The organism is Thermomonas sp. (genome assembly GCF_025993755.1).
Lineage (GTDB): Bacteria > Pseudomonadota > Gammaproteobacteria > Xanthomonadales > Xanthomonadaceae > Thermomonas.
The window spans coordinates 1-21726 of the sequence record NZ_JAMQHN010000142.1; the positions used below are offsets into that span (position 1 = coordinate 1).

General features: G+C 66.1%; 20 protein-coding genes and 2 pseudogenes. 9 read left to right on the forward strand and 13 right to left on the reverse strand.

What is annotated here, in order from left to right:
- A pseudogene (locus Q0X16_RS10285) lies at positions 1-447 on the reverse strand (MFS transporter); the annotation flags it as partial.
- Positions 448-539: 92 nt separating this feature from the next.
- Here Q0X16_RS10285 and Q0X16_RS10290 point away from each other — a divergent pair.
- The 9 genes from Q0X16_RS10290 (at position 540) to Q0X16_RS10330 (ending at position 11048) form a co-directional block, all read left to right on the forward strand.
- Positions 540-998: a hypothetical protein gene (locus Q0X16_RS10290; protein ID WP_297833831.1), complete on the forward strand. Its 459-nt coding sequence runs from the start codon at positions 540-542 to the stop codon at positions 996-998.
- A 9-nt stretch (positions 999-1007) separates the two neighbouring features.
- On the forward strand, positions 1008-1907 hold the full coding sequence (locus Q0X16_RS10295) for a nuclease-related domain-containing protein (protein WP_297833834.1): 900 nt from the start codon (positions 1008-1010) through the stop codon (positions 1905-1907).
- 161 nt (positions 1908-2068) lie between these two features.
- Positions 2069-2290 (forward strand): hypothetical protein, encoded by a 222-nt coding sequence (locus tag Q0X16_RS10300; RefSeq protein ID WP_297833837.1) that lies wholly within the window; start codon positions 2069-2071, stop codon positions 2288-2290.
- Positions 2291-2301: 11 nt separating this feature from the next.
- Complete coding sequence (locus Q0X16_RS10305; protein WP_297833840.1) at positions 2302-4803, forward strand: diguanylate cyclase; 2502 nt, start codon at positions 2302-2304, stop codon at positions 4801-4803.
- Positions 4804-4919: 116 nt separating this feature from the next.
- Positions 4920-7730 (forward strand): DNA methyltransferase, encoded by a 2811-nt coding sequence (locus Q0X16_RS10310; protein ID WP_297833843.1) that lies wholly within the window; start codon positions 4920-4922, stop codon positions 7728-7730.
- Positions 7727-8617, forward strand: a complete 891-nt coding sequence (locus tag Q0X16_RS10315) for a nuclease-related domain-containing protein (protein ID WP_297833845.1) — start codon at positions 7727-7729, stop codon at positions 8615-8617. Before Q0X16_RS10310 ends, Q0X16_RS10315 begins: the two co-directional genes overlap by 4 nt.
- Before the next feature lie 507 nt (positions 8618-9124).
- Entirely contained in the window at positions 9125-9535 is a 411-nt protein-coding gene (locus tag Q0X16_RS10320; RefSeq protein WP_297833848.1) for a hypothetical protein, read from the forward strand.
- Between the two features lie 137 nt (positions 9536-9672).
- The gene (locus Q0X16_RS10325) at positions 9673-10005 is read left to right on the forward strand and encodes a hypothetical protein (protein ID WP_297833851.1); all 333 of its coding nucleotides are present in this window, start codon (positions 9673-9675) and stop codon (positions 10003-10005) included.
- A gap of 191 nt (positions 10006-10196) precedes the next feature.
- Complete coding sequence (locus Q0X16_RS10330; protein WP_297833853.1) at positions 10197-11048, forward strand: NYN domain-containing protein; 852 nt, start codon at positions 10197-10199, stop codon at positions 11046-11048.
- A gap of 17 nt (positions 11049-11065) precedes the next feature.
- Here the strand turns inward: Q0X16_RS10330 and Q0X16_RS10335 are convergent, their stop codons facing one another.
- From Q0X16_RS10335 to Q0X16_RS10390, 12 genes and pseudogenes are all read right to left on the reverse strand, one after another.
- Entirely contained in the window at positions 11066-11485 is a 420-nt protein-coding gene (locus Q0X16_RS10335; RefSeq protein ID WP_297833856.1) for a type II toxin-antitoxin system death-on-curing family toxin, read from the reverse strand.
- A gap of 10 nt (positions 11486-11495) precedes the next feature.
- Positions 11496-11717, reverse strand: coding sequence for an AbrB/MazE/SpoVT family DNA-binding domain-containing protein (locus tag Q0X16_RS10340; protein ID WP_297833859.1), 222 nt, complete (start codon positions 11715-11717; stop codon positions 11496-11498).
- A gap of 112 nt (positions 11718-11829) precedes the next feature.
- On the reverse strand, positions 11830-12855 hold the full coding sequence (locus Q0X16_RS10345; protein WP_297833862.1) for a zinc-binding dehydrogenase: 1026 nt from the start codon (positions 12853-12855) through the stop codon (positions 11830-11832).
- 45 nt (positions 12856-12900) lie between these two features.
- Positions 12901-14190, reverse strand: a complete 1290-nt coding sequence (gene purD / locus Q0X16_RS10350) for a phosphoribosylamine--glycine ligase (protein WP_297833864.1) — start codon at positions 14188-14190, stop codon at positions 12901-12903.
- A 10-nt stretch (positions 14191-14200) separates the two neighbouring features.
- A complete protein-coding gene (locus Q0X16_RS10355) occupies positions 14201-14644 on the reverse strand; it encodes a hypothetical protein (protein WP_297833867.1) in 444 nt (147 codons plus the stop codon).
- Between the two features lie 10 nt (positions 14645-14654).
- Positions 14655-16256 (reverse strand): bifunctional phosphoribosylaminoimidazolecarboxamide formyltransferase/IMP cyclohydrolase, encoded by a 1602-nt coding sequence (purH, locus tag Q0X16_RS10360; protein WP_297833870.1) that lies wholly within the window; start codon positions 16254-16256, stop codon positions 14655-14657.
- A gap of 55 nt (positions 16257-16311) precedes the next feature.
- Entirely contained in the window at positions 16312-16575 is a 264-nt protein-coding gene (fis, locus tag Q0X16_RS10365; protein WP_297833872.1) for a DNA-binding transcriptional regulator Fis, read from the reverse strand.
- Between the two features lie 86 nt (positions 16576-16661).
- Entirely contained in the window at positions 16662-17177 is a 516-nt protein-coding gene (locus Q0X16_RS10370) for a DUF3426 domain-containing protein (protein ID WP_297833877.1), read from the reverse strand.
- The gene (prmA, locus tag Q0X16_RS10375) at positions 17174-18103 is read right to left on the reverse strand and encodes a 50S ribosomal protein L11 methyltransferase (protein WP_297833879.1); all 930 of its coding nucleotides are present in this window, start codon (positions 18101-18103) and stop codon (positions 17174-17176) included. Before prmA ends, Q0X16_RS10370 begins: the two co-directional genes overlap by 4 nt.
- 55 nt (positions 18104-18158) lie before the next feature.
- Positions 18159-19466: a hypothetical protein gene (locus tag Q0X16_RS10380; protein ID WP_297833882.1), complete on the reverse strand. Its 1308-nt coding sequence runs from the start codon at positions 19464-19466 to the stop codon at positions 18159-18161.
- 94 nt (positions 19467-19560) lie between these two features.
- Complete coding sequence (gene trpE / locus Q0X16_RS10385; protein ID WP_297833885.1) at positions 19561-21036, reverse strand: anthranilate synthase component I; 1476 nt, start codon at positions 21034-21036, stop codon at positions 19561-19563.
- A 294-nt stretch (positions 21037-21330) separates the two neighbouring features.
- Positions 21331-21726 (reverse strand): annotated as a pseudogene (locus Q0X16_RS10390) (ribulose-phosphate 3-epimerase); the annotation flags it as partial.

Consider the following 21726-nt stretch of genomic DNA (forward strand, 5'->3'; position numbering starts at 1 on the left):
CACCAGGCCGTTGCCGCCGGTGAGTTCCTCCGGCTTGAGCACCGAAGGCAGGATCGAATACTTCACCGGTCCGAACAGGGTCGACTGCATTCCGGTGCAGAACAGCGCCACCAGCAGTACCGGCATGCTCTGCAGGACGAAGCCGACCGCCGCCAGCGACATGATCGCGATCTCCATCGAGGTGGTGATCACGATGAGACGCTGCTTTTCCAGCCGCTCGGCGATCTGCCCGGCGCTGGCCGAGAACAGGAAGAACGGCAGGATGAAGATCGCCGGCGCCAGGTTCGCGTACAGACCCATCTGCGCGGGGCCGACCGCCATCCAGGCCAACAGCCCGATGATCGCCTGCCGATAGACGTTGTCGTTGAACGCGCCCAGCGCCTGCACCACGAAATAGGGCAGGAAGCGGCGCTGGCGCAGCAGGTTGAACTGGCTGTGTCCGGACATGGGCGGTCGCATCGGGAAACCAGGGGAGGATAGCGGAACGCAGAACGCCATCCGGCCGGGGTTATCATTCTGCGGCATTCGCCGGAGTCTTCATGTCCCTTGCGCGCCGCGCCAGCATTCCCCATGCCGCCATGCTGCTGATCCTCGCGGCCGGCGCCTTGCTGTATGCCTTCGTCGGTTATCACGGTGCGCTGCGTACCTATGACGCAGCCGCCGCCGCGCCGGTGGCCGAGTACGTCGTCACCGGCCAGAAGGAGGAGGAGATCGGCAAAGGCAGGACCCGCCGCACCGCCTACCTTCTCCAGTTGGCGCAGGCCTCGCCCAGCCCCGGCGTGCCGCAGTCGACGGAATTGGCGGTGACCCGACGGATCTATGGGCGCAGCCATGCCAACGATCGCTGGACCGCGCGGATCGTTGCCGGGCAGCCGCTGTTCGACCCGCGGCTGACCGGAATCGAAAGCGAGAACCGGCTGCTGCTGGTCGTGCTGGGTGGCATCCTTGGCATTGCCGGAGCGATTGTCCTTCGGCAGGCGCTGCGCAATCGAGGTTGAGGACCCGGCATGGACGTGAGTTCAATGGCCATCGTCACGGTGATCGCCACCAGCCTGCCGCTGGCGATGGCGGTGGGCGTGGTGTACTGGCAATCCAGACAGAGTCGCCTGCTGTTGCAGCAGGACGAATCCGACGGCAGTGCGGCGCAGCTGCCGGCCGAGCGCCAGCGCAAGCGGATCGAGGCGCGCAGCGACCGGATCGAATGGCTGACCGTGCAGATGCTGCTGGTCGGCATGGTGGCGTGGATCGCGGTGGTGGCCTCGCAGATCGCCTGGGACGCGCTGCGTTTGACCTGGATCGACGGCGTGATCCTGGTGATCGCGATGGCGTGGACGGTGCTGACCTTGCGCCAGCTCTCGGTGCTGTGGGAGGAACGGCGTGGCGGCGGCGATGGCGTGCGCGCCGAGGTCGCGGTTGCGCGACGGCTGGATGGGCTGCAGGCGCAGGGCTGGCAGGTGCTGCACGAAATCCCCGTGGCCGATTTCGACATCGACCACGTGGTGGTCGGCCAGTCTGCCGTGTTCGCGCTGGAAACCAAGGCGCGCCGCTATGGCAGGGCCAATGGCGGAACCGAGGTGCGCTTCGACGGCCAGACGCTGCACTTCCCGACCTGGTCGGAGACCCGCCCATTGGAGCAGGCCCGCGTGCAGGGACGCTGGTTGGCCGAACATCTGGAGAAAACGCTGGGGCAGGCGGTGCCGGTGGTGTCGGTGCTGTGCCTGCCGGGCTGGAAGGTGCTGCAGGAGGCCGGGGCCGATTCCGGGGACGTGCGCGTCATCGCCCCGGCGGACGCCGCGATCGAATTTTCTCGGACACGGGATCGCCCGGCATTCGACGCCGACCAGCGCCGGCGCATCGGGCAGGCCATCCATGCCTTGTACCGCATAGACGAACCCTCTCCCCGATAGGCGGCAGCCGGTTCCTTCCGGTTGCGGGTACCCGCACAGGGGGCTGTGGAGTCGATTTGCACGAATGGGCTGCAACGCGTGTTTCGACGTGCTAACGTCGAGGACGCTCGGGCATGCGCGCGCAGTTCATCCGGCATGCCCCAAGCGCCATCGGGGGTCACATGTCGAAATTGTTGAAGCTGATGCGCGAGCTCGGGCGCGATGCGGCGTTGGCGGCCGAATACGAGCGTGATCCGGAGGGCGTCATGCGCCGTGCCGGGCTGTCCGAGGAAGAGCGCAAGGCTTTGCGGGACAAGGATTTCGAGGCGATCAAGCGGCTGACCGGACTGGCCGACGGGCAGTTTTCGGCCATCCAGATCACCATCTTCGCCTACGACGACTGATCGGTCCGGCCATGGCCCCTCGGCGCCCGCGATTCGCGCTGTTTCGAGCCGTGGCGCTTGCGCTGCTGCTTGCCTGTGCGCCCTCCCTTGCGGGCAATGACCCGGAAGCGCAGGTCCGGGAAGTCGAGCGGCTCTCCACCTCGTCGTCCGTGGCGGCGGTGGACGCGAAGATCGCGGCGCTGCTGGCGCATCCGGACGCGTTGACGACGGAACAGCGGCAGCGGGTCGAGTACGTGCGCCTGCGCAATCTCGCGATCGCGGGCAGGCAGAGAGACGCACTTGCCGGCCTGAGCGCCCTGCTGCGACAGCGCATGCCGGCGCCGCTACGGGTGAAGGTGTATTCCACCGCGATCAACATCGCGGCCAATGTCGAGGAATGGACTCTGGCCTTTACCTGGCTGAACCAGAGTCTGCGGTATATGCCGTTGGCGCCGGACGAAGCGCCCCGGCTGCAGCTGATTGCCGGCTATCTGTATTCGATGGTGGGGGAAGCCGCCAAGGCGCGCGAATTCGCGATGCGCGCGGTGCGGCATGCGGAACAGGGCACGGATCCGATCGCGCAGTGCCGGGCCACGGCCGGAATGGCGATCGTGGAAGAGGCGGCGCGCCGGTATCCCGAAGCCGGTTCCTGGCGAAGGCGCCAGATCGAGGCCTGTGGTCGCGCCGGAGACGTGCTGTTCATCGGTTCCGCCGAGGCCGGAATGGGCAAGGTGGATACGGAACTCGGCAAGCCGAGGGAAGCCCTGTCCTGGTATCGCAAGGCGCTGGCGCGGTTTCGCGCGGTCGGTTACCAACCCGGAGTTCGTGAGGCCGAGATCGGCATCGCGGAGTGCTCCATTGCCCTCGGATCCGATCCGGAGCAGGCGCGAACGCTGCTGGAAGCGAGCGCGAGCTACTTCCGGGCGGAAGGCTTGTGGAACGTTGTCGAAAGCGCCGAACGACTGCTGGCTACCCTGGCACAGCGTCAGGGCGATCCACAGGGCGCACTGGCGCATCTGAACGCCGCGATGGCGGCGGTGGAAAAAAACCAGGCGATGGAGCGCAGGCGCCAGATCGCCTACGAGCAGGTCAAGTTCGACACCCAGTTCAAGCAGCAGCAGATCGAGCTGCTGCAGGCGAAACAGAACGTGGCCCGCCTGGAAATCACCGCGGCGCGGCGGCAGCTGTGGCTGCTTGTCGCTGGCGTGCTGATCCTGCTGCTGCTTGCCACGATGTTGTTCGTCCTGCAAAAGCGCACCGCGCGCGAACGCCAGCGCTATCGCTGGCAGTCCGAGCACGACGGCCTGACCCGGCTGCTCAATCGCAAGCAGATCCGCAGCGTGGGCCGGGAAGAACTGGCGGCGGCGCGAGCGCAGGATCGCGTTCTGAGTGCGGTGGTCCTGGATATCGATCAGTTCAAGCAGATCAACGACCGCCACGGCCACGCCGCCGGCGATGCGGTGCTGAAGGAACTGGGCGCCTGGATCGAGCGTGCCGTCGGTGACGCAGGCGTTGCCGGCCGCAGCGGCGGCGACGAGTTCACCCTGCTGGTGCGCGGCGACGCCGAGGCGGCCCTGGCGGTGACGCAGACGCTGCGCGAGCTGATCGCGCCGGTGACGGTCAACGGCGTCCACGTGGATTTCAGCATCAGCGCCGGCATCTGTGATTCGGACGCGAAGCAGGGCAGCTTCGAGGACCTCGTCAACGCGGCGGACATGGCGCTGTTGGAGGCCAAGCGCAAGGGCCGCAACCGGGTCGAGCTGGCGACCGAGCCGGAAGCCGCAAAACCCGGCGTCGGCCAGCTGGTCGTCGTCGGCAGCGGCATCCAGCTCGGGCGCCACATCAGCCAGCGCTGCGAGTCGGAAATCCGTCTGGCCGACGTGGTGATGTGCCTCGTGGACCCGTTCGCCCTGACCACGATCCGCGAGCTGCGCCCGGATGTGATCCAACTCGGCGAGCACTACGCGGACTGCAAGGACCGGCGCCTCACCTACGCCGAGATCGATGCCGCGATCATGGCGCAGGTGCGCTCCGGCAAGCGCGTGTGCGCCGTGTTCTACGGGCACCCGGGCGTGTTCGCGGACGTCCCGCATCGGGTGGTGCGGCGCGCGCGTGAGGAAGGCTTCGACGCCCGCATGGAACCGGGAATTTCGGCCGAGGCCTGCCTGTACGCCGATCTTGGGGTGGATCCGGGGCGACGCGGCGTGCAGTCGCTGGAAGCGACGGCGTTCCTCTGCCAGGAGCGGCAGCTGGATACCGCGGGGCTGGTGCTGCTCTGGCAGGTGGCCCTGACCGGGGATCTGACCTGCACCCGCCGCGAGGCCGACAGCGCACAGCTGCAGCGACTGGTGGACAAGCTGCGGCGCTGGTACCCGGCCGACCACGAGGTGATTCTCTACGAAGCGGCGCAGCTGCCGGTCCAGGCGCCCCGCATCGACCGCCTGCGCTTGTGCGACCTGCCGGATGCGCGCTACCAGGAGTTCACCACGCTGGTGATCCTGCCGCTGTCGCCAGCGGCCGCCGCCGCGTGCTGAACAGCGCGATCCGTCCGAGTCCGGCGCGACGGCCGCGTCGGAACGCACGGCGGGCCACGCCGGCTCCGCGCGCGGCGCCCGAGCCGCCCTGCGACCGCCTCGGGTATCCTCGAAGCATGCCCCTGAGCCTCAACGAAATCCGCGAACGCGCGCGCGCCTTCGCCCGCGAGTGGAAAGGCGAGACCAGCGAACGCGCCGAGGCGCAGAGCTTCTGGAATGCGTTCTTCCACGTCTTCGGCGTCAACCGCCGGCGGGTCGCGGTGTTCGAGCAGAAGGCCCGTCGCTTCAACGGCAGCCAGCACGGCCGCATCGACGTGTTCTGGCCCGGCGTGCTGCTGATCGAGCACAAGAGCGAAGGCCGTGACCTCGACGCCGCCTACGCCCAGGCCACCGACTACTTCGCCGGCCTCGGCGACGGCGAACTGCCGCGCTACGTGCTGGTTTCCGACTTCCGCCGCTTCCGCCTGCACGATCTGGAAAGCGGCGACGCGCCGGCGGAGTTCACCCTCGCCGAGCTGCACAGGGAAATCGGCCGCTTCGGCTTCATCAGCGGCTACCAGACCCGCAGCTACAAGGAAGAAGACCCCGTCAACCTGCAGGCCGCCGAGCGCATGGGCCGCCTGCACGATGCGCTCAAGGCCGCCGGCTTCGACGGCCACGCGCTGGAACTGTTGCTGGTGCGGCTGCTGTTCTGCCTGTTCGCCGACGACACCGGCATCTTCCCGCGTCAGGCCTTCCACGAACTGATCGCGCAGCGCACCTGCGAAGACGGCAGCGACCTCGGCATGTGGGTGGGGCGCATCTTCCAGGTGCTCGACACCGCGCCGGACAAGCGCCAGACCACGCTGGACGAGCAACTCGCCGAGCTGCCCTACGTCAACGGCAAGCTGTTCGAGGAGCGCCTGCCGCTGGCCGACTTCAACGCCCCGATGCGCGGCCTGCTGCTGGACGCCAGCGCGCTGGACTGGAGCCGCATCAGCCCGGCCATCTTCGGCTCGATGTTCCAGTCGGTGATGGACGCCAAGGCCCGCCGCAACCTCGGCGCCCACTACACCAGCGAAAAGAACATCCTCAAACTCATCGGCCCGCTGTTCCTCGACGGCCTGAAGGCCGAACTGGACAAGGCCGGTCACGACGAACGCAAGCTGGCGCAACTGCACCGCAAGCTGGCGACGCTGAACTTCCTCGACCCGGCCTGCGGCTGCGGCAACTTCCTCATCATCGCCTACCGCGAGCTGCGCCTGCTGGAGCTGGAGATCCTGCGCCGCCAGTTCGATCGCCAGCAGTCGGTGCTGGCCCACGTGCAGGACCACGTGCTGGTGGACGTGGACCAGTTCCACGGCATCGAGATCGAGGAGTTCCCGGCGCAGATCGCCCAGGTGGCGCTGTGGCTGATGGACCACCAGATGAATCAGCAGGTCTCGGCGCAGTTCGGCGAGAACGTCATTCGCCTGCCGCTGAAGAAATCCGCGACCATCGTGCACGGCAACGCCCTGCGCATCGACTGGAACGACGTGGTGCCGGCGGCGGAGGTGGATTACATCCTCGGGAATCCGCCGTTCGTGGGCTCCAAGATGATGAGCGCCGAACAGCGCGAGGACCTGCTGGCGGTGGCCGGTCCGCTGAAGGGCGCGGGCGTGCTGGATTTCGTCTGTGCGTGGTATCTGAAGGCCGCGCACTACATCGAGGGCCATGCGGTTCGCGTGGCCTTCGTTTCCACCAACTCCATCACCCAGGGCGAGCAGGTCGGCGTGCTGTGGGGCGAAATGCTCCGGCTGGGCATGCGCATCTTCTTCGCCCATCGCACCTTCCAGTGGAACAACGAAGCGCGCGGCGTGGCGGCGGTGCACTGCGTCATCGTCGGCTTTGCGGGCAGCGACATCGCACCGAAGCGACTGTTCGATTACGAGGATATTCGCGGCGAGGCGCAGGAGCTGGCGGTGGGCAACATCAATCCGTATCTGGTGGATGCGGCGGATGTGCTGTTGCCCAGCCGCAACAAGCCGATCTGCGACGTGCCGGAAATCGGCATCGGCAACAAGCCGATTGATGGCGGAAACTATCTGTTCACGACCGAAGAGCGCGATGCATTCATTGCCATCGAACCGGCTTCGGCGAAGTGGTTCCGTCGCTGGCTTGGCGCCGACGAGTTCATCAATGGCTGGGAACGCTGGTGCCTGTGGCTGGGCGAATGTCCCCCTTCAGAATTGCGCAAGATGCCGGAAGCGTTGAAGCGCGTGGAAGCCGTGCGGAAGTTCCGCCTAGAGAGCAAGAGCGCGCCAACGCAGAAGCTGGCGCAGACGCCAACGCGCTTCCATGTGGAGAACATTCCGAATGACAACTATCTGGTGATTCCTGAAGTGTCATCGGAACGACGCGCGTTCATTCCCATCGGGTTCATGTCGCCCGATACGCTGTGCAGCAATTTGGTGAAAGTTGCGCCACATGCCAGCCTGTTCCACTTCGGTATCGTGACCTCCACCATGCACATGGCATGGACGCGCACCGTCTGCGGTCGCCTGAAAAGCGACTACCGCTACTCCGCCGGCATCGTTTACAACAACTTCCCCTGGCCGGAGCTGGACACCCTGCCGAGCGAGGAAACGCAACGCCGCACGCGCGCCGCCATCGAAACCGCCGCGCAAGCCGTGCTCGACGCCCGCGCGCAATTCCCCGAGGCCACCCTCGCCGACCTCTACGACCCGCTGACCATGCCACCCGCACTGGTCAAAGCCCACGCCACCCTCGACAAAGCCGTGGACGCCGCCTACCTCGCCGCCGAAAAAACCGCCGGCCGCAAACCCCCCAAACTCGCCACCGACGCCGACCGCGTCGCCTTCCTCTTCGAACGCTACCAAGCCCTCACCAGCCTCCTGCCGGCGAACAAGACGAAGAAAACGCAGAAGAAAAAGGACGTTCAAGCGTGAATACGTTGATTTCAATCACGGTTTTGCTGATTTTCATGTTGTTGCCGCTTCTGATTTCCGGGGGAGCGGTTTTCTGGCAACGCCGACAGCGGCAGTTGGATGGCCGTCGCTCGCCTTTGAAGGAAAAATTGGTACACCTGCCAGGTGAACAATTACGTCAACGAATGCTTGATCTGTCAGACCGGATCGACACAGCCAACTTGCTGCTGGCAATCATTGGTCCTGGAGTCTTGCTGGTCATCCTGTTGCCGCGTGTGCAATGGGCCGCTTTACGTTTGTCTTGGGTGGACTGGGGAGTAATTGCGCTGGCGGCTGCATTCTGCGGTTGGATCGTCATTCGACTACTGCCAATTTATCGCGAATGGCGTAACTGCAAAGAGGGCATGCAGGCAGAAATCGCCGTGGCGCAAAAGCTGGATCGCCTGCAATTGCAGGGCTTCCGCGTATTTCATGACATTCCTGCGCGCGACTTCAATCTGGATCATGTTGTCATTGGCGCTACTGCCGTGTTCATGGTGGAAACAAAGTCGCGCCGCAAACCGGGAACGGGCAAGGAGTCAGCACAAGTCAGCTACGACGGCCAATGCATCCACTTCCCAAACTGGAAAGAAATGCGTCCATTGGAACAAGCACGCGCGCAAGCCAGATGGTTGAAGGATTACCTGCACGGAGAGCTTGGCGAAGATGTGCCTGTGTTGCCTGTAGTCTGCCTGCCGGGATGGTTCGTCACTTTCACCAAACAGGCCCATCAAAGCGATGTGCGCGTAATCAATCCCGGCTTCCACTCTCTGTTTAGCGAAACCGCTGGCCGAGCACCATTGAGCGACACGCAACGCAACCGCATTGTCCACGCACTGTTAAAGCAATATCCTGAGACGGTTGATTAGTGGATCAAGCCGCTGTCAAAGCCATATTTCCCATCGATTCCCCACGCATTATCTGATTGACGTTACATGCAACGAACTAGAATCAACTCTGATCCGCGTTTCACGAATTAAAGAAAAAACTGCATCATTACCCGGCAGTGTTACTTTTCAAATTCGGAAGTTAATTGACGTTAGGCTTAACACCAAACATCATGGCAGTGGGAAGAACATGCAATGGCGATGACGAAGTGCAAAGAATGCAAAGCTGACATAAGTACAACCGCAGATGCATGCCCAAGTTGCGGGGCGAAGCAAGTCCGCACGTCTGGCTGTGCAAAGGCGGTTTTGTGGTTCATTGGAATCATTGTTGCGTTGGCAGCAATTGAGCAATGCTCGTCACTTTCATCTCACTCATCACCAACATACTCAAACCCTGTTCAAAGCAGAGGGATCCCCGCGGTTCCATCTCCACCGCCAACGCCACCTCAACCGGGATCACAGTGGAGATACAATCAAGAGTCAGACCCAATGACCAGCGCTGTGACTCGCTTCGCTGGAGTGACAAGCACTAATACAGTTAGTTTTCAGCCGCCATACTCTGGCGCCCAACACGCAACTTTGCTGCTTAGGGAACATCCGCGCCACGGCAAGGATGTGATACTAACAATTGATCGCGGTCAAATACTCTGTCGCTCGTACGAAGCCTGCAACGTTCTCGTTCGCTTTGACGATCAAAAACCTGTCACTTACTCTGGTGTGGGGCCAGCAGATAACAGCACGGAAAGTGTGTTTATTCGCAATTATCCAAAGTTCATAGCAAGCCTGAAGAAGGCCAAGCGCGTCCGTATTTCCGTCAACATTTATCAAGAGGGGGCGCCCGTATTTGAGTTTGATGTGTCTGACTTTGACGAGCGGAAATACAGGTCTCAACCCAAATAAATGGCGTCCAAAACGAACAAGATTGATGGTGTCAGAGACAATTTTGCACGACGCTGGAAGTGAAAAGAATCAGGGCTCGGAGTCGACTTTTCCCGACATGCAGCCAGAAGATGTCGCCTCCGACGCGTGTTTTCGTGTTGAAATTCGGCGATGGTGTCCTTATGAAAATGCGATTTCTTCTGCGCCCCGTCATCGGCACGGCTTTGTTGCTCTCCATTCCGCTCGTCATGACGCTCGTTGACCGTGACAAAGCCCCGGGCAGCGGTTGGCACTGGGGGCCTTTGGATTTCGCCGTCATGGGAGCATTGCTGCTTGCTGCGGGAACCCTGTACGAGTTTGTTTCGACAAGAATGAGAGCCCCTGCCCACCGAGCAGTTCTCGGGCTGTTCATTGCCGGCCTTGTTCTGGCAATCTGGGTCGAGCTTGCAGTTGGCGGTATCAGCCAACTTGTCGGCTGGGCAACAGCCTGACCAATCGTCCAGGCCGACCGCTTCGGGGCGCGGCTTGATTCAGCGTTGAGCGTCCCAATCACGTCGTCGCCGGCCTCTCCAACCACGATGATCGAATACCGGCAGATACTGGGGTCAAAGCCGGTTTTTCCAGCGATGACCCACGCATTCGCCTGTTCGCCACAACCCGCAACGATTCAAGGAGACACCCCATGAAACCCCGCACCCACGTGCCCCACGACGACGGCCAGCGCCGGCTGGCGGTGTTGATCGACGCCGACAACGCGCAGGCCTCGGTGATCGAAGGGCTGCTGGCGGAGGTGGCCAAATACGGGCTGGCCAGCGTCAAGCGCATCTACGGCGACTTCACCACCCAGCAGCAGGGGCAGTGGAAGAAGGTGCTGCTGAAGCACTCGATCAATCCGGTGCAGCAGTTCGCCTACACCAGCGGCAAGAACGCCACCGACAGCGCGCTGATCATCGACGCGATGGACCTGATGTACACCGGCCGCTTCGACGGCATGTGCCTGGTGTCCAGCGACAGCGACTTCACCCGCCTGGCCCAGCGCCTGCGCGAGGAAGGGCTGACCGTGTATGGCTTCGGCGAGCACAAGACACCGGACCCGTTCGTGCAGGCCTGCGACAAGTTCATCTATACCGAGGTGCTGCGCGCCGAAGCGCCGGAGCCGGCAGCGCCCGCCGTGTCGGCCAAGCCCGCGCAGAAGACCGCGGCGAAGGAACAGGCCACCACGAAACTGCCCGCACCCGCGCAGGAAACCCCGGCGCCCGCTGCGCCATCGCCGGCGAAAGCCGCCCCCTTGCCGCTGCCGCTGGACCTGCTGCGGCAGGCCATCGAGGAGGCTTCCGACGACGAGGGCTGGGCGCATCTGGGCGCGATGGGCGCCTACCTCAACAAGATCAAGCCGAACTTCGACCCGCGCCTGTACGGGCAGAAGAAACTGAGCGATCTGCTGCGCAAGCACCCGAAGCATTTTTCGGTCGTCGAACGGGAAACCACGGCGACCGGCGGCAAGGTGCTGTACGTCAAGTCACTGGACGGCTGACGCCGCTGCGGGCGCCTTCACCCCCGCGCCGGCTCGCTGACGCGGTGCTTGTGCTGGAGGCGCAGGTGCGGGCGCAGCCAGACGGCGAATTCGGCTTCGCTCAGGCTGCCTTCGGCGAGGGCGAGTATGTGGATGTACTTGTCTTCCGCGCTGGCTGTCAGTTCGGCGTCGTTGAGCGCAAGGAAGATGCGATAGCAGACATGCGCGGTGCGCTTGTTGCCGTCCACGAACGGGTGGTTGCGCGCCAGCCCGAAGGCGAGACTGGCGGCCAGGTCGGCGAGGTCGGGCGGCGGGTCGCCGTAGGCAAGCAGCTGCTGCGGACGTGCCAGTGCGGATTGCAGCAGGCCTTCATCGCGCACGCCGCTGCCACCGCCGTGTTCGGCCAGTTGGCGCTCGTGGATCGCCAGCGCCAGCGTGCGATCGACCCAGAGAATCATCACGGCGCGCCTACTGCGCCAGCTTGCGCAGCAGGTCGCGATCTTCGCGCATGATGCGCTCGGCCACTTCCATCTTGGCCGCCAGCTCGGGGTCGTAGGTGGTCAGCCGAACGCCGTCCGGGGTTTCCAGCGCGTACAGCTCGTCGCCCTTGTCCAGACGCAGGCGGGCCAGCAGTTCCTTGGGCAGGATGACGCCGGCGGAGTTGCCGATGGCGGTGACTTTGAGCTTCATGGCGGGCCTCGAAGATACGGTGTTATAACGCGGATTATAACAGCGATCCGTCGGCGCGCACGCGCCGCAGCGAAGCGGGTGTTCTTCCTCCGGCGCCGACCCCTGCGGTTGCCTAGGGCGCGATGACGGTGCGGGAGGTGCCGCGGAAACCGGCCAGCGCGTCCAGTATGGCGTTGATGGCGTCAGCCTCCAGCGCGACCCGCTGGCTGACCACGGACGCGAGGTCCAGCAGGCCGCGCTGGGCGAAGTCCATCAGCGTCACCAGTTCGCTGCGCAGGTGGTCGGAGACGCCGATGACCTCGGATTCGCGGTTGATCAGGTCGCCGAAGCTGTCCACCTCGAATGGGGTCTGGGTGATGCCGGCGATCGCCGCGCGGCCCTGCACCGCGAGAGCGGCCACCGCCTGGCGCTGGGTGAGCGGCAGGCCGGCGAATTCCAGCGCGACCTCGACGCCGCCGCCGGTGGCATCGCGCAGCTGGCGCACGACCGGGCCGTCGGCCGGATCGATCGGCAGCGCGCCGTAGCCCTGCGCGGCGGCGAGCTTGGCCGGGTCGATATCCACCGCATACACCCGCGCCGCGCCACAGGCGCGGGCCAGCTGGATCGCCGACAGGCCCAGCCCGCCGCAGCCGAAGATGGCCACCCGGTCGCCGGGGGCGATTCGCGCCTTGCGCAGGGCGTGGAAAGCGGTGGCGGTGGAGCACATCATGATCGCCGCTTCGGCGATGCCGACGCCGTCGGGCACCGGAATCGCGTTGCGCGCCGGCACCACCACGTATTCGGCATAGCCGCCGTCGCGGTGCTTGCCGAGCATCTGCACGCTGCGGCAGAACTGCTCCAGGCCGCGCGCGCAATAGTCGCAGCGGCCGCAGGTCACGAGGTAATGCAGCGCCACGCGCTCGCCGATGGCAAGTTCGTCCACGCCCGGACCGAGGGCGTCGATGCGCCCGGCGATTTCGTGCCCGGGCGTGATCGGCAGGCGTGCCACGCTGGCGGTGCCGCAGCGGTAGTGGCAGTCGGAATGGCAGATGCCGGCGGCTTCGACGCGGATGCGGATCTCGTCGTTGCCGGGAATCGGCAGCGGAACTTCACGTGCCTGCAGCGGCTGGCCGACGGTGACGATCTGGACGCTGCGCATGGTGGTGCCCTCTGCGGCAGATGGGACGGAAATCAGGGAAAAACGTCAGTCCTGCTGCTCGCGCGCGATCGCACGCCAGCCAATGTCGCTGCGGTGGAATTCGTGCGCCCACGCGATCGCGGCGACGCCGGCGTAGGCGTGGCGCTGCGCTTCCGACACCGTGGCGCCGAGCGCCGTCACGCACAGCACGCGGCCACCGGCGCTGACCACGCGGCCGTCGCCATCCAGCGCAGTGCCGGCGTGGAAGACCTTGGCGCCGGCGGGAACGGCGTGAAGGCCGCTGATGGCATCGCCGGTGACCGGTGCTTCCGGGTACGGCCGCGAGGCCATCACCACGCCGAGGCTGGGACGCGGATCCCACTGCGCCTCCACCGCGTCGAGCCGGCCGTCGATGGCGGCTTCGACCAGTTCCACCATGTCCGACTGCAGGCGCAACAGCACCGGCTGGGTTTCCGGATCGCCAAAGCGGACGTTGAACTCGATCACCTTGGGCGCGCCGCTGGCGTCGATCATCAGCCCGGCGTAGAGGAAGCCGGTGAACGGGATGCCGTCGTCGGCCATGCCCTTGACCGTGGGTTTCACGATCTCGCGCAGGATGCGTGCGTGAACCTCGGGCGTGACCACCGGCGCCGGCGAGTAGGCGCCCATGCCACCGGTGTTGGGGCCGGTGTCGCCGTCGCCGACGCGTTTGTGGTCCTGCGAAGTCGCCATCGGCAGCGCGGTCGTGCCGTCCACCATCGAGATGAAGCTGGCTTCCTCGCCTTCCAGGAATTCCTCGATGACGACGCGCGCGCCGGCATCGCCGAAGGCGTTGCCTTCCAGCATGTCGCGCACGGCGGCCTCGGCCTCGGCCAGGCTCGATGCCACGATCACGCCCTTGCCGGCGGCCAGGCCATCGGCCTTGATCACGATCGGCGCGCCTTTCTCGCGCACGTAGGCGAGCGCGGCATCGACGTCGGAATGCACGGCGTAGAACGCGGTGGGAATGCCGTGGCGGGCCAGGAAATCCTTGGCGAAAGCCTTGCTGCCCTCCAACTGCGCGGCGGCCGCGGTGGGCCCGAAGATGCGCAGGCCGGCGGCGCGGAAGCGGTCCACCACCCCGGCCACCAGCGGCGCCTCGGGGCCGACCACGGTCAGCGCCACGCCTTCGCGCTGCGCCAGAGCCAGCAGGCCGGCGATGTCGCTGGCCTTGACCGCGACGTTGCGGCACTTGGCTTCGGTCGCCGTGCCGGCGTTGCCGGGGGCGATGAGCACCTCGGAGACGCGCTTTGATTGCGCCAGCTTCCACGCCAGCGCGTGTTCGCGGCTGCCGGAACCGATGACCAGGAGTTTCACGTCGGCATCCTCATGGCGTGGCCGCTGCGTCTGCGCGCGGCGTGGTTGACGGACAGTTGCGGGCCGGCAACTCGACTTCGAAAAAAACCCCGCCCTTGCGATCGACGAAGCGTCGTTTCAGCACGGCGTCGGTCTTGAGCAGGGGCTGGATCAGTGGATCGCTGCACCAGCTGCGTAGTGAGAACTCCTCGGCCTGGCGCAATTCGTCGAAACGCGGATTCTCGCGGGTCTTGGCGGCGGTGCCGAGCGGGCTGCGGATCACTTCGACCAGGGCAGCGCCTTCGATCTTCACCGATTCGATCACCAGATCCTCGACGTAGGGCTTGGGCAGCGTCGCCGCCAGCTTGACCTGTGCCTGCGAAAGCGCCTGCTGCGTCGAGTTGCCCGTGCCACAGCCGACCAGCGTCAGCGCGGTGCCGAGGGCCAGGGCGATGTGGGGAAGTGCGCGGTTCATGCCTGCGGTCTCAGTGGCGGAAATGCCGGACGCCGGTGAACACCATCGCGATGCCGTGCTCGTCGGCCGCAGCGATCACCTCGCTGTCGCGCATCGAACCGCCCGGCTGGATCACCGCCTGGATGCCGGCTTCGGCGGCGGCGTCGATGCCGTCGCGGAACGGGAAGAAGGCATCCGAGGCCATCACCGAACCGGGTACGACCAGGCCGGCATCGACCGCCTTGATGCCGGCGATGCGCGCCGAATAGACGCGGCTCATCTGCCCGGCGCCCACGCCAATCGTGCGCATGTCCCTGGCATAGACGATGGCGTTGGACTTGACGAATTTCGCCACCTTCCACGCGAACAGCAGATCATTGAACTGTGCCTCGGTCGGTGCCAGTTGCGTCACCACTTTCAATTCATCGCGCGTCACAACGCGGTCGTCGGCGGTCTGCAGCAGCATGCCGGAGTTGACGCGCTTGCTGTCGATGAAGCCGGGCGAGGGCGGCGCCAGCGGGATGCGCAGCACGCGCACGTTGGCTTTCTTCTTCGCGTATTCCAGCGCGTCGGCGTCGTAGTCCGGCGCGATCAGCACCTCGACGAACTGGCGGTCGAGGATGGCCTTGCAGGTGGCACCGTCCAGCGGGCGGTTGAAGGCGAGGATGCCGCCGAACGCGCTGGTGGGGTCGGTGGCATACGCCGCCTCGTAGCTGTCCGCGCAACCGCTGCCCACGGCCACGCCGCAGGGGTTGGCGTGCTTGACGATCACGCAGGCCGGGGCGTCGAACTGGCGCACGCATTCCCACGCTGCGTCCGAATCGGCCAGGTTGTTGTAGCTCAGCTCCTTGCCCTGCAACTGGGTGAAGGTGGCCAGCGAGCCCGGCGCCGGGTAGAGGTCGCGATAGAACGCGGCCTGCTGGTGCGGATTCTCGCCGTAGCGCAGGTCCATCACCTTCACGAAGCTGCCGTTGGCCTGCGCCGGGAAAGCGCTGCGCTGCGGCACCGGCTGTGTGGCATCGGTGATGGAAGACAGGTAATCGCTGATCGCATCGCCGTATTGCGCCACGCGGTTGAACGCGGCCACCGCCAGCTTGAACCGGGTCGTCGCGGACAGCGCGCCATCGCCGGCATCCAGCTCCGCCAGCAGCTCCGGGTATTGCGTGGGTGAGGTGACGACGGCGACGCGGGCGAAGTTCTTGGCCGCCGAGCGCAGCATCGCCGGGCCGCCGATGTCGATGTTTTCCACCGCGTCGGCCAGCGTGCAGTCGGCGCGCGCCGTGATGGCTTCGAACGGGTACAGGTTCAGCACCAGCAGGTCGATCCTGTCGATGCCGTGCTCGGCCATCACCGCGTCGTCCAATCCGGCGCGGCCCAGCAGGCCACCGTGCACCATCGGGTGCAGGGTCTTGACCCGGCCGTCCATCATTTCCGGAAAGCCGGTCACCTCCGACACGTCCTTGACCATCAGGCCCGCCTCGCGCAGCGCGCGCGCGGTGCCGCCGGTGGACAGCAGCTCGACGCCGCGGGCGGCCAGCGCCCGGGCCAGTTCCAACAGGCCGGTCTTGTCGGAAACGGACAGCAGGGCGCGGTGAACGGTCACCGGCGCGCCGGAGAGGAAATCGGCGGACATGCGCGTTGGGATGCAGCGAGGGGGAGTTGCGATTATACCGGCGCGGCGCCCGCGATCAGGCCGGCAGCCCGTAATCGCGCAGCTTCTTGCGCAAGGTGGCGCGGTGGATGCCGAGCATCGCCGCGGCGCGGCTCTGGTTGCCTCCGCAGTGCTTCAGCACTTCGACGAACAGCGGGATTTCCAGTTCGCGCAGCGCGATGGCATACAGGTCGTTGGCCTCGCAGCCGTCGAGATCGCGCAGGAAGCGCCGCACCGAAGTGGCGACGTGGTCACGCAACGGCGGGCGGCCGGCGTTGTGGCGTGTGTCGGGGAGGCTCAATCTGGATCCTCGGGACGACCGCGTCGCGGCAGTGCGGCGGGCGGTCGGTTCAGTCTAGCGCGTTGCGTGCCGCCGTGCGTGGCCGTTCATTCGAAACGGAAATCGAAGGCCACGACGTTCGGCGCCGGTTCGACGATGTCGAAGCCGATCGACACCGCCTGCCCGGGTTCGAGCTGCAGCGGATGCGGCGCCTTGCCGAGGTATTCGCCCGACTGGAACCGGCGCGCGCCGAGAAGGCGGCCGTTGACGTCGGACAGGCTCAGCGCCAGCGCCGGCCAGGGCTGCGGCCAGCGCGCATCGTTGCGGAAGCTGGCCTGTACCCGCAGCACGCCGGGACGATCCGGCTGGGCGATCACGTCGCGCGCCAGCATGGTGATGGCCGCCGGCTCGTGCCACGCCGGCAGCGTGCAGTGCAGCGACCGGCACAGCGAGACAAGCAGCGGTCGCAGTTCCGGGCTGGCGGCAAGCTGTTCGCGCTGCAGCCAGCCCACCTGCGCCAGCAGGGCGACGACCAGCGCGACCAGCGCCAGCCATTCGCCGCGTCGCCGCGGATTCGCGCCGCCACGGCTGCCGGTGTGGGCAAAGCTCGGGGCGTGGGTCATGCCGTCGCCTCGCGGTGGTTGCGCACGCCGTCGATCCGCACCCAATCGCCTTCATGCACCACTTCGAGCGCGTCGAACCAGGGCGCGTAGCGTTCCTGCAATTCCTGTTCCTGCCCGGCGAGGATGCCTGACAGTGCGATCCGCCCGCCTGGCGCAGTGCGCGCGGCCAAGGTTTCGGCCAGCGCATCGAGCGCGCTGGCGAGGATGTTGGCGACCACGATGGGGTAGCCCCGTTCAGGGGCATCCTGCGGAAGGCGCACATCGATGGCCACGTCGTTGCGCTGCGCGTTGTCGGCGGTGGCGATCAGCGCCTGCGGGTCGTTGTCGATGCCGAAGGCGCTTCCGGCGCCGAGCTTGAGTGCCGCCAGCGCGAGGATGCCGCTGCCGCAGCCGAAGTCGAGCACGCTTTTGCCCTGCAGTTCGCCACGCACCGCCAGAGCGTCCAGCCAGCGCAGGCACAGCGCGGTGGTCGGATGGGTGCCGGAGCCGAAGGCCAGGCCCGGGTCGAGCCGCACGACCGCCACATCGGGCGTATTCGCCTGCTCGGGCAAGTCGTGGTTCCACGGCACGATCCAGGTGCGCTCACCGAAGCGCATGGGCTGGAAGGTGTCCAGCCACGCGCGCTCCCAGTCCTGGTCTTCGACTTTTTCGAATCGCGCCTGCGACCAGTCCAGCTCCGGGTCGAAGGCCTCCAGCGCCGCCAGCAGCAGCAGGGCATCGGTCTCGGCGGGAAACAGTGCGGTCGCCGTCATCTCGTCCCACAGCGGCAGTTCGCCGACGCCGGGTTCGAAGATCGCCTGTTCGTCGGCGGCGTCGAGATGGGCGTCCTGCAGCGTCACCGCCAGCGCGCCGACGTCTTCCAGCGCGCGCTCAACGCGCGGCTGCAGGCGTTCGGTGCACGGCAGGGTGAGTTGCAGATAGGGCATGACGGATGGGCGCGAAACGGCGCGCCCATTGTCGCAGGTTCCGCAGGTGCCGCGATCAGCCTCCGAGGATGCTGTTGAGCAGGCCGCCGCGCCGGCGCTGCGGCTGCCGCTCGTTGCCGCGCTGCGAGTCGTCCTGCATGTTGCCGAAATCCATGCCCAGCATCGAGGTGGCGGTGGAACGCGTGCGCAGGCGCACGCTCCATTCCGGATGCCACGGCTGCTTGCGGTCGGCCGGCCTGGGCGGATAGGTGATCCAGGTTTCCGGGCCGTAGGCGCTCATCGTCAACATGGCCGGCATTGCGCCGGAAGCGCCGCCGTCCGCGAAGATGCCGCGCGGAATCACGCAGCTGGTCGCGGTCCCCGGCAGCAGCACCTTCTGCTTCAGCCATTTTTCGACGTTGCCGTTCGACAGCGACACGTGCAGTTCGGCACCGGCGCCGGGGACGTCGGCGCTGCTCCAGACCGTCATCTGGAAGGCATTCTGGCCGAGCTGCTTCATGTGCATCCCGTTGATGAAATAGGCGCGTGCGTTGGCGACCGAGGGCCAGCCCAGGTACACCGCGTCGGTCATCTCGCCTTGTGAACGCAGGTTCAGTCTGGGCATGAAGTCCGCGGCCTGGCCGACCTGGAACTGCATCGAGGCCGGAATGCCGTCGCCGGTGATCCGGTGGTCGCCGGCCAGGCTGGCGCCGTTGGGAACCTGGCGGCCGTACTGGCGGTTGGGCCAGTAGACGTAGCCGGGCTGGATGCCGATGTCGCGGTCGGGGACATACAGCCCGCGCGACACGCTGCCGCTGGTCTGGACGCCGAAGCCCTGCATGCCCATCGGGCCCTTGCTGGGATCGAAGGTGCCGCCGCGAACCTTGATCGTGGTGATCTTGGGCTGGCCGGGCCGCACCTCGGCGCCGCAGCCCCAATATTCGACGATCTTCATTTCCATGTCCGGGACGGTGGTCGCCGATGGCCGCTGCGTCGGCCGCTCTCCGGGCGTGGAGGCTTCACTGATCGGGACGAGCGTGAGAGAGCGCCCCAGGTTCAGTCCGGACGGAATCTGGTCGTCGGCCTGGACGCCCGGCTTGAGCGCATTGTGCAGGGCGATGTCCAGATACTGTCCGGTCATGCCGCCGGTGCGGGTGGTCGGATAGACCGGTCTTGCGGTATCGGTACCGCCGCCCATGCGCCGCGCCATCATGCCGCCCAGCATTCCCCCCATCATCCCGCCCATGTCCGGCATCCCGGCCATGTTGTGGGTGAGGGCGTCGATGTAGAGCTGGGTCGGGGGCGTGGGACCCTGCTGGCTGGCGGCTGGCAGGGCGGCAAGGGTGCTGAGCAGGGTGACGAACAGGAGATTGCGGCGGCGCATGAACGGGCTCCGGTGGTCGGGGGAGACATTGATTACAGTACAAGCGGAATCCGATCGCAAAACCGGACAGCCCGCAGCTGGGGCCGGTTCAGGCTTACAACCCCTGCGCGGCCTGCGCCACCGCGCGAAACAGGGCGCGGCCCTTGTTCATGGTCTCCTCCCACTCCCGCTGCGGGTCGGAATCGAACACGATGCCGGCGCCGGCCTGCACGTGCAGGCGGCCGTCCTGGATCACGGCGGTGCGAATCGCGATCGCGGTGTCGGCATCGCCGTGCCAGCCGATGTAGCCGATGGCACCGGCATACACATTGCGCTTGACCGGTTCCAGCTCGCGGATGATTTCCAGCGCGCGGATCTTGGGCGCACCGGAGACGGTGCCGGCGGGAAAGGTGGCACGCAGCACGTCGGCGTAGCTCAAGCCGTCCTGCAACTGGCCAGTCACTTCGCTGACGATGTGCATGACGTGGCTGTAGCGTTCGATCACGAACTGCTCGCCCACCTCCACCGTGCCCGCCTGCGACACGCGGCCGACGTCGTTGCGGCCGAGGTCGATCAGCATCAGGTGTTCGGCGCGCTCCTTCGGGTCCGCCAGCAGCTCGGCTTCCAGCGCCAGATCGTCTTCCACCGTCTTGCCGCGCGGGCGGGTGCCGGCGATCGGACGCACGGTCACCTTGCCCTGCTGCTGGCGCACCAGGATCTCCGGCGAGGAGCCCACCACCTGGGTGCCGCCCACGTCCAGGAAGTACATGTACGGCGACGGGTTGAGCGCACGCAATGCGCGGTACACATCCACCGGCCGCGCCGCGAACGGCACGCTCATGCGCTGGCTGAGCACCACCTGAAAGGCGTCGCCGGCGCGGATGTAGTCCTGCACCTGTTTCACCGCGGCGATGAAGCCTTCGCGAGTGAAGCCGCTGACGAAGTCGGCCTCGTCCAGCGCCGCCGGCTGCAGAGTTTCCGGATACGGCGCGCCGCCGTGGCGCAGCCGGTGCGCCAATGCATCGAGCTTGCGGTTGGCGCGCGCCCAGGCCTGCGGCTCGCGCGGATCGGCGTGCACGATCAGGTACAGCCGCCCCTTGAGGTTGTCGAACACCGCGAGCGCATCGCTGCGCATCAGCAGGATGTCGGGCGTGCCCAGTTCGTCGGGTTTCGGGTTCGCTGCCAATCGGGGTTCGATGTATTCGATGCACTCGAAACCGAACCAGCCCACCAGCCCGCCGGTGAAACCCGGCAGGCCGTCGATCTGCGGCACCTGGTGCATGGCACGCAGGCGCTCCACTTCGGCCAGCGGATTGGCCACCGCGCGGGTTTCGACGATCTCGCCGTGTTCGCGAACCGCCAACTGGTGGCCCCGGAACTCGTACACCGTGCGCGCCGGCAGGCCGATGATCGAATAGCGGCCGAAACGCTCCCCGCCTTCCACGGATTCGAACAGGTAGGTGTGCGGGCCGTCGGCCAGCTTCAGGTAGACCGACAGCGGGGTGTCGAGGTCGGACAGCACCTCGCGCACCACGGGGACAAGGTTGAAGCCTTCAGCGGCGTACTGGTCGAACTGGGCGTGCGTGATCACAAGCGGCATCCTTCGAAAGCGGCAAACGGGCGAGAGCGGCGGCATTGCCACGCCACCATCGCCAGCCATGCGCGTTCGAGGGAATCGCCCGGTTCATGCCGCTAGCCTAACCGCGTGTCCGCCTGGCACGCAAACGCCGTTTTGTCATCACGCTGTCACGGACCACCCGGAACATGGAAGGTCATCGCAGGGATGAAGGACGGGCAGGACGCCCAAACTTTCCGAGACTGCCGCGCACGCGACAGCCGCCGCCGCATCAATGTTTCGCCAGGCTTCGCCCGTGCCGCGCCGGGCTCAACGCGCGGCAACCACCGCCTGCTTCATCTGCGCGATGACGGCGGCATAGTCCGGCTGGCCGAAGATCGCGCTGCCGGCGACGAAGGTGTCGGCCCCGGCGGCGGCGATCTCGCCGATGTTGCCGGGTTTCACCCCGCCGTCGATCTCCAGCCGCACGGGTCGGCCACTGGCGTCGATCATCGCGCGCACCTTGAGCAGTTGCTTGAGTGCCGAGGGGATGAACGATTGCCCGCCGAAGCCGGGGTTCACCGACATCAGCAGCACGTAGTCGATCTCGTCCAGCATCACGTCGAGCACATCGAGCGAGCTGGCCGGATTGAACACCAGGCCGACCTGGCAACCAAGCGACTTGATCAACTGCACGCTGCGGTGGACGTGGCGGCTGGCCTCGGG

What these genes read in the sequence shown, in the direction of transcription:
- Q0X16_RS10295 (WP_297833834.1), top strand. Translation starts at nt 1,008, where the DNA reads ATGGACGTGAGTTCAATGGCCATCGTCACGGTGATCGCCACCAGCCTG.
- Q0X16_RS10305 (WP_297833840.1), top strand. Translation starts at nt 2,302, where the DNA reads ATGGCCCCTCGGCGCCCGCGATTCGCGCTGTTTCGAGCCGTGGCGCTT.
- prmA (WP_297833879.1), bottom strand. Translation starts at nt 18,103, where the DNA reads ATGCCCTATCTGCAACTCACCCTGCCGTGCACCGAACGCCTGCAGCCG.
- Q0X16_RS10290 (WP_297833831.1), top strand. Translation starts at nt 540, where the DNA reads ATGTCCCTTGCGCGCCGCGCCAGCATTCCCCATGCCGCCATGCTGCTG.
- Q0X16_RS10370 (WP_297833877.1), bottom strand. Translation starts at nt 17,177, where the DNA reads ATGACCCACGCCCCGAGCTTTGCCCACACCGGCAGCCGTGGCGGCGCG.
- Q0X16_RS10340 (WP_297833859.1), bottom strand. Translation starts at nt 11,717, where the DNA reads ATGAAGCTCAAAGTCACCGCCATCGGCAACTCCGCCGGCGTCATCCTG.
- Q0X16_RS10335 (WP_297833856.1), bottom strand. Translation starts at nt 11,485, where the DNA reads ATGATTCTCTGGGTCGATCGCACGCTGGCGCTGGCGATCCACGAGCGC.
- Q0X16_RS10345 (WP_297833862.1), bottom strand. Translation starts at nt 12,855, where the DNA reads ATGCGCAGCGTCCAGATCGTCACCGTCGGCCAGCCGCTGCAGGCACGT.
- Q0X16_RS10300 (WP_297833837.1), top strand. Translation starts at nt 2,069, where the DNA reads ATGTCGAAATTGTTGAAGCTGATGCGCGAGCTCGGGCGCGATGCGGCG.
- Q0X16_RS10330 (WP_297833853.1), top strand. Translation starts at nt 10,197, where the DNA reads ATGAAACCCCGCACCCACGTGCCCCACGACGACGGCCAGCGCCGGCTG.
- Q0X16_RS10320 (WP_297833848.1), top strand. Translation starts at nt 9,125, where the DNA reads ATGACCAGCGCTGTGACTCGCTTCGCTGGAGTGACAAGCACTAATACA.
- Q0X16_RS10355 (WP_297833867.1), bottom strand. Translation starts at nt 14,644, where the DNA reads ATGAACCGCGCACTTCCCCACATCGCCCTGGCCCTCGGCACCGCGCTG.
- purH (WP_297833870.1), bottom strand. Translation starts at nt 16,256, where the DNA reads ATGTCCGCCGATTTCCTCTCCGGCGCGCCGGTGACCGTTCACCGCGCC.
- Q0X16_RS10380 (WP_297833882.1), bottom strand. Translation starts at nt 19,466, where the DNA reads ATGCGCCGCCGCAATCTCCTGTTCGTCACCCTGCTCAGCACCCTTGCC.
- Q0X16_RS10310 (WP_297833843.1), top strand. Translation starts at nt 4,920, where the DNA reads ATGCCCCTGAGCCTCAACGAAATCCGCGAACGCGCGCGCGCCTTCGCC.